At 67.2% G+C, this 6,753-nt stretch carries 5 protein-coding genes; all 5 read left to right on the forward strand.

Going from position 1 to position 6,753, the window contains the following annotated elements:
• The first annotated feature begins 175 nt into the window (after window positions 1–175).
• Genes siaA through ABE485_RS27935 form a run of 5 tightly spaced genes read left to right on the forward strand, consistent with a single transcriptional unit; the run spans window position 176 to window position 6,548 of the window.
• Window positions 176–2,161, forward strand: coding sequence for a biofilm regulation protein phosphatase SiaA (gene siaA, locus ABE485_RS27915; RefSeq protein WP_346518505.1), 1,986 nt, complete (start codon window positions 176–178; stop codon window positions 2,159–2,161).
• Window positions 2,162–2,184: 23 nt separating this feature from the next.
• Window positions 2,185–2,724 carry a biofilm regulation protein kinase SiaB gene (gene siaB, locus ABE485_RS27920; protein WP_346518506.1) on the forward strand — a complete coding sequence of 180 codons (540 nt, stop codon included), beginning with the start codon at window positions 2,185–2,187 and terminating at the stop codon, window positions 2,722–2,724.
• Between the two features lie 36 nt (window positions 2,725–2,760).
• Entirely contained in the window at window positions 2,761–3,138 is a 378-nt protein-coding gene (siaC, locus tag ABE485_RS27925; RefSeq protein ID WP_346518507.1) for a biofilm regulation phosphoprotein SiaC, read from the forward strand.
• A complete protein-coding gene (siaD, locus tag ABE485_RS27930) occupies window positions 3,135–3,932 on the forward strand; it encodes a biofilm regulation diguanylate cyclase SiaD (protein ID WP_346518508.1) in 798 nt (265 codons plus the stop codon). Before siaC ends, siaD begins: the two co-directional genes overlap by 4 nt.
• Before the next feature lie 39 nt (window positions 3,933–3,971).
• Entirely contained in the window at window positions 3,972–6,548 is a 2,577-nt protein-coding gene (locus tag ABE485_RS27935) for a sensor domain-containing protein (protein WP_346518509.1), read from the forward strand.
• The last annotated feature ends 205 nt before the right edge of the window (window positions 6,549–6,753 follow it).

Consider the following 6,753-nt stretch of genomic DNA (forward strand, 5'->3'; position numbering starts at 1 on the left):
CCGCTGTTATCTACACTAGCCGCGCCGGCCTCCCTACAGGGAGGTTTCCGGCGATCCGGCTCATGGCTCAAGAGGCAGGACACAAGCACGCGCAGCGCGCCGATACGGCCAGCGCAATGGTGTGCGTCCCCCTTTTCGCGCGTGGCGACTCATCAGGCTGTCAGGAAGACTTTGCATGGCGAAATGGGGTTTGCGCAAAAAATCACTAATGGCGCTGCTGTTGGCGTGTCTGGTCGCCCTGGCGCCGGCGGCCTTGATCGGCTGGCAGGTGCTGGACGGGGTCAGGGAGCACTTCGGGCGCGCCTTCGCCGACAATTTCACGCAGTTGAACCGCCAGCGCGTGCTGGCGCCGGTTTCGCGCGAGCTGGCGCTGTCCCAGCGGCTGGCCGACAGCGAGGTCACCCGCCGCTGGCTGCGCAACGAGAGCGATCCGGCCGCCCGCGAACTGTTCTTCCGTGAAGCCGACGGCTATCGCCGCGATCTTCTGGGCCGCGCCTATTTCATCGCCAGCGCCGCCTCGGGCAATTACTACTTCAATGACGACAAGCCCTTGTCCGAGGAGCCGCGCTACACCCTGAGTCCCGGCGCCGCCGACGACGGCTGGTTCTACGCCACCCTCAAGTCGCCGTCCCGCTACAACATCAACGTCAATCCCGACCTGAAGCTCCAGACCACCAAGGTCTGGATCAACGTGCAGGTGCGGGACGGCGACCGGGTCATGGGCCTGACGGGCGCGGGCCTGGACGTGGGCGGCTTCCTGAAGGAATTCGTCAATAGCGGCCAGCCCGGCGTCACCCCCATCATCGTCGACGAAGAGGGCGCCATCCAGGCGCACATGAACCCGGCGCTCATCGCCTACAACTCCGGCGCCGGCGGCGCATCCGGCAAGGGCATGGTCTTCAGCCTGCTGGACGCCGGCGAGGGCCGCGCCGAACTGCTGTCCGCCATGCATGCCGCCCAGGCCGATCCGCAGTCGGTGCAATCGGCGTGGGTGAAGATGGATGGCGTGCGCCAGCTGGTCTCGGTGGCGTACATGCCCGAACTGCACTGGCACGTGATGACCGTGGTGGACCTGGGCGCGGCCCGCGTGCTGGAAACCGGCTGGCTGTGGCCGGCGGCCATCGGCCTGGTGGTGCTGTTCGCGGCGATGCTGCTGTGCTTCGGCTACGCGATCGAGCGCCTGATGCTGCGCCCCTTGCGCCGCCTGCAGCAGTCGGCGCGTGCCATCGCCGACGGCAGCTACGACGTGCGCCTGCCGCCGGGCGGGCAGGACGAGATCGGCGACCTCAGCCGCGCCTTCGGCGTCATGGCCGACAAGGTCCGCAAGCACACGGCCGAACTGGAAACCAAGGTGCGCGAACGCACCTCGGAACTCGAGGACGCCAACCGCGCCATGGCGGCCGCGCACAAGAAGATCGACGACTCCATCGACTACGCCAGCCTGATCCAGCGCGCCATCCTGCCGGACCGCCAGCTGACCCAATCCCTGGGCGCGCACCATTTCGTGCTGTGGAAGCCGCGCGACGTGGTCGGCGGCGACTTCTACGTGTTCCGCTCGGACGGCGCCAATTGCTTGCTGGGGATCATGGACTGCGCGGGCCACGGCGTGCCCGGCGCGCTGATGACGATGCTGGCCCGCGCCGCGATCGACCTGGCGATCACCGAAGTGGGGCCCAGCGATCCGGCCGGCATCCTGACCCGCACCGACAACGCCATCCGCGCCATGCTTGCGGACGCGCAATTGCCGCGGGCCCTGGCCACCAACACCGATGCGGGCCTGGTATATATTGACCGCCAGACTGGCCGTCTGCTGTATGCGGGCGCGAAGATCAGCCTGTACGCAAGTGACGGCCAGACCTTGCGCGAAGTGCCCGGCGCCAAGCGCGCGCTGGGCGACAAGCGCATGGGGATTTACGAAAACATTGCATTGCAGATGGAGCCCGGCTGGACGTATTACCTGGCCACCGACGGTTTCCTGGATCAGGCGGGCGGCGAGCACGGGTTCGGCTTCGGCAATACGCGATTCGCGGAAATGCTCAAGACGCACGCCGGGCGGCCGTTAACCGAACAGGCGACCGCGTTCACCCAGGCGCTCGCCGAGTACCAAGGTGGCCGGCCCCAGCGCGACGACATTACCCTGCTGTCTTTCCGTTTCGAATAATCGTTATCAAGGCGGTACCCTCCATGAATGCCTCCGATCTCTACGCGTTGGGCGAACGGTTCGACCAGAACCGCACGCTGCTGTGCTTCAACGGCCCGATCTCCCGCAGCCTGATCGAGGAAATCGGCAATGCGCTGAAGAACTACCTGAATGCCGAACACGTGCGGCCCGCGGAAGCCATGGACGTGTTCTCGGTCTACATCGAGATGATCCAGAACATCCGCCAGTATGCGGCGCAGAACGGCGACGCGGACGCGTCCGCCACGGTCGTCATCGGACGCCGCGATGAACGCCGCTACGTGGTGTCGGCGGGCAACCTGGTCAATGCGGAAGACGGCCACAGCCTGGTCGCCCGCATCCAGGAACTGGCCACGCTGGACAAGGCCGCATTGAAGGCCGAGTACAAAGCCCAGCTGCACAAGCCGCGCACCCAGGGCGTCGCCTCCGGCGCGGGCCTGGGCCTCATCGACATCGCGCGCCGCGCCGGCGCGCCGCTGGAAGCCAGCCTGACCCCCGCCACGCAGCCGGGCAAGGCCTTCTTCAGCCTGAGCGTCGTCGTCTGAGGCCGCGCGCTTCAAGCATTATTTTCGGAGTATTTGATGAAAGACCTGAACATTCCCGGGACCCAGTCCACGCCCGCCATTGCCGCCGACGCCGCCGCCGGCGTGCTGGCGATGCGCGGCGACTCCTATCCCGAGAATTCCTTCGAACTGTTCGGCCCCGTCATCGAATGGGTCGAGGCGTACCTGCAGGAACGCGCCGAGCCCCTGAAGCTGGAACTGGAACTGCTGTATCTCAACACCAGCAGCATCAAGTCGGTCATGGACATCTTCGACGTGCTGGAGGCCGCGCACCGCAAGGGACGCGAGGTCGGCGTCACGTGGTTCTACGACATGCGCAACGAGCGCGTGGGCGAATTGGCCGAGGAATTCAAGGAAGACTGCACCTTTCCGTTCTCGGTGGTCGGACGCCAATGAAACCGGGCGCCGCCGAACTCGATCAGCGCATCGCCGAACTGCTGGCGGACCCGGCGTACGCCGGCCATCCGCTGCGCGAGGCGCTGGAAGCGCTCTGGCGGCACACCGGCGAACAGATGGCGCGGATCCAGCGCGTGACCCAGCTGTCGGACGCCTACCAGACCATGGCGCACGAGCGTGAACTGGGCCTGTGCGATCAGTTCGACCGCCAGTTGCGGCGCCTGACCCGCATCGCGCGGATCTCGGATCACTACCAGAACATGATGCGCGACCTGAACCGGGCGCTCGAGGAAACCTCCAGCCGCGACCCGCTGACGGGCCTGCTGAACCGCCGCGCCCTGATGGAAATGATCAAGCAGGAAGTCCAGCGCGCCGCGCGCAGCGGCGACAGTTTCGTCGTCGCCATGCTGGACGTGGACCATTTCAAGTCGGTCAACGACCGCTATGGCCACGAGACCGGCGACCGGGCGCTCGTCGAGCTGGCGGGTGTGCTGGGCGAAAGCCTGCGCGAATACGATCTCTGCGGGCGCTGGGGCGGCGAGGAATTCCTCGTGCTCCTGCCGCAGACGCAGCCTGACGCGGCCCAGGCGGTCATGGACCGGCTGGTGGGCGACGTGCGCGGCCTGGCGGTCGCGGCGGGCAGCGACGTCCTGCGGCTGACGGTCAGCATCGGCATGGCGTATCACCAGCTGGGCGAGACTTTCTCCGAGACGCTCAGCCGGGCGGATCAGGCGTTGTACCTGGCCAAGCAGGACGGACGCGACCGCGTCGCCCTTGGCTTCCCGAGGCGCTGAATGAAACCGGAACAGCTGTTATCCGGGTTGGAGCCCCTTATGCTTGATTCTCATCTTGGCGGTTCGAGCACGAACCCCCAAGGCGCCGCGTGGCATGTGGGCAATTACCTGACGTCGATGGATCGGGCGCTGCTGCTGTTCGACTTCGACGCGGGCGGCTCCCTGCTGAACGCGAACGCAAATTTCCTGGCTGCGGTGGGCTATGCCCGCGAAGAGGCCCTGACGCTGCGCCACGACATGCTGTGCGACAGCATGGACGAAGGCAAGGGCATCGTCAGCGGCGAACAGATCTGGGCCCGCCTGCGCGGCGGGCAGCACTTTTCGGGCACCTGCCGCTACCGCCAGAAGGACGGCAGCTCCCTCTGGATCGAGGCCACCTACCTGCCCATGCGCGACGACGCCGGCCAGATCGCCCGCGTCTCGGTCATTTCGCGCAAGTCGATCGCCGACGCCGAGCGCCAGGAAGAGATCCGCCTGCTGATGCTGGGCATCAATGAAACCGGCAACGCCGTGGCGGTTTCCGGCTGCGACGGGCGCATCGTCTACGTGAACGACGGCTTCCAGCGCATGCTGGGCTTTTCGCGCGGCGACGCCGTGAACCAGGACCTGGGCGAACTCTTGGCCGGCGGGCGTCCCGACGGCGGCACGCGCGAGGAACTGCACCGGCGCATCGCCTGCCGCGATGGCTACCACAAGGACGTGCTGGTCTACGACAGCAGCGGCAAGCCGCTGTGGGTGTCGGTCATGGCCAATTCCGTGTTCGACGAGCGCGGCACGCTGGTCAACATCGTGGACGTGCTGACCGACATCACCCCCACCAAGGTGCACGAGGTCCTGCAGCGCCGGGTGCTGCAGGCCATGGTGAACGAGGCCTCGGTGGTCGAGGTCATGAACATGGTGTGCCGCGAGGTCGAGCGCCTGGCGCCGGAAGTCGTGGCGACCGTGGTGCGCGTGGACGATGCCGGCCTGCTGCGGCCGCTGGCGGCGCCCAGTCTGCCGCAGGCCTACGCGGACGCGCTCGAAGGCGTGGCGATCGGCCCGCAGGTCGGCGCCTGCGGCACCAGCGCCTACCTGGGACGTCCGGTCATCGTGCCGGACATCGCCACCGATCCGCTCTGGGACGACTACCGACACCTTCCGCTGCCGGACGACATCAAGGCGTGCTGGTCGTCCCCGATCAAGTCCAGCGACGGCCGGGTGATCGGCACGTTCGGCTTCTATTTCCGCGAACGCCGCCTTCCAGACGATTTCCACCACCGCCTGGTGGACGTGTGCGTCTACCTGTGCGCGCTGGCGCTGGAACGCGAGGAAGCCCGCGCCCGCATCCGCCAGCTGGCCTTCTATGACGAGCTGACGGGCCTGCCCAACCGCAACCTGCTGCTGGCCCAGGCCGAACAGGCCATCGCGCGCGCCGAGCCGGAGCGCAAGCGCGTGGCGGTGCTGTTCCTGGATCTGGACCGCTTCAAGCAGGTCAACGACACGCTCGGCCATCCGATCGGCGACGCCCTGCTGCGCGACGTGGCCCAGCGCCTGCGCCGGCTGGCGCGGCCCACTGATATCGTCGGCCGCCTGTCGGGCGATGAATTCGTGATGCTGATGCCGGAATTCGAGCACGGCCGCCTGACGGCGGCCGCGGAGCACATCCTGGTGGCGCTGGCCCAGCCGTTCTCGGTGGGCGGCATCACGCTGAATCCGTCGGTCAGCATCGGCATCAGCGTGTTCCCGGAGAACGGGCGCGACATGGACACGCTGCTGCGCCACGCGGACATGGCCATGTACCAGGCCAAGACGGCGGGCCGCAACCGCATTTCATTCTTCAGCGCGGAAATGAACCGGCAGGCGCAGGAACGCCTGGCGCTGGAAGCGGCGCTGCGCGACGCTCTTGAGGCCAAGGCCCTGCGCCTGCATTACCAGCCGCAGGTGGGCCTGAAGAACGGCAGCCTGTACGGGGTCGAGGCGCTGGCCCGCTGGCGCCATCCCACGCTGGGCGACATTTCGCCCGCGCGTTTCGTGCCGCTGGCCGAGGAATGCGGCCTGATCGGCGACCTGGGCGACTGGGCGCTGCGCGAGGCCTGCTCGCAATTGTCGATCTGGCGCAACAACGGGCTGCGGGTGCCGTCGGTGTCGGTGAACCTGTCGGCCACGAATTTCCACAACCTCAACCTGCCGCGCATGATCGCCGCGACGCTGGCCGAGTTCGGCCTGGCGCCGGCGGACCTGATGCTGGAGATCACCGAAGGCGTGGTGCTGGACGCGACGGCGGGCACGTTGCGCACGATTGCGGAGCTGCATCGCCTGGGCGTACGCCTGTCGATGGATGATTTCGGGACGGGTTATTCCAGCCTGGGGCATTTGCGCCGGCTGATCGTGGACGAGCTGAAGCTGGACCGCAGCTTTGTGCAGGGGCTGGAGAGCGATGATGCCGCCCGGGCGCTGACGAGCGCGGTGATCCGGATCGGCGAGAGCCTGAGCCTGCCCGTGGTGGCCGAGGGCGTCGAAAACGAAGAGCAGCGGCGGTTCCTGATCGAGCAAGGATGCGCGGCGGGGCAGGGGTTCCTGTTTTCGCCGCCGTTGCCGGCGGCGGATCTGGAGGAGTGGCTGCGGGCTCGCGGGTGAGGGGTATTGCCTTGGTTTGATTTGGATGGGCTTGAGGTTGGAGCCTTGTGGGTGCGGGGGGTTTGGAGCTGCAGGCGTGGTTCTTGAGACGCCCGGCGTGGCGGGGGCCTGGGGTGCGCGGGGCTCCGATTGCGGTCCGGAGCGTTCACTCCGGACTTCCCCCTCGTCATCGTCGTTGTCGCCTTCGGCGACTGCCTTCCGATTC

It is taken from the genome of Achromobacter spanius, from assembly GCF_039673305.1.
Classification (GTDB): domain Bacteria; phylum Pseudomonadota; class Gammaproteobacteria; order Burkholderiales; family Burkholderiaceae_B; genus Achromobacter; species Achromobacter spanius_F.

Excerpts from the sequence above, each read along its gene's own strand:
- siaD (WP_346518508.1), top strand. The coding sequence starts at position 3,135 with ATGAAACCGGGCGCCGCCGAACTCGATCAGCGCATCGCCGAACTGCTG.
- siaA (WP_346518505.1), top strand. The coding sequence starts at position 176 with ATGGCGAAATGGGGTTTGCGCAAAAAATCACTAATGGCGCTGCTGTTG.
- ABE485_RS27935 (WP_346518509.1), top strand. The coding sequence starts at position 3,972 with ATGCTTGATTCTCATCTTGGCGGTTCGAGCACGAACCCCCAAGGCGCC.
- siaB (WP_346518506.1), top strand. The coding sequence starts at position 2,185 with ATGAATGCCTCCGATCTCTACGCGTTGGGCGAACGGTTCGACCAGAAC.
- siaC (WP_346518507.1), top strand. The coding sequence starts at position 2,761 with ATGAAAGACCTGAACATTCCCGGGACCCAGTCCACGCCCGCCATTGCC.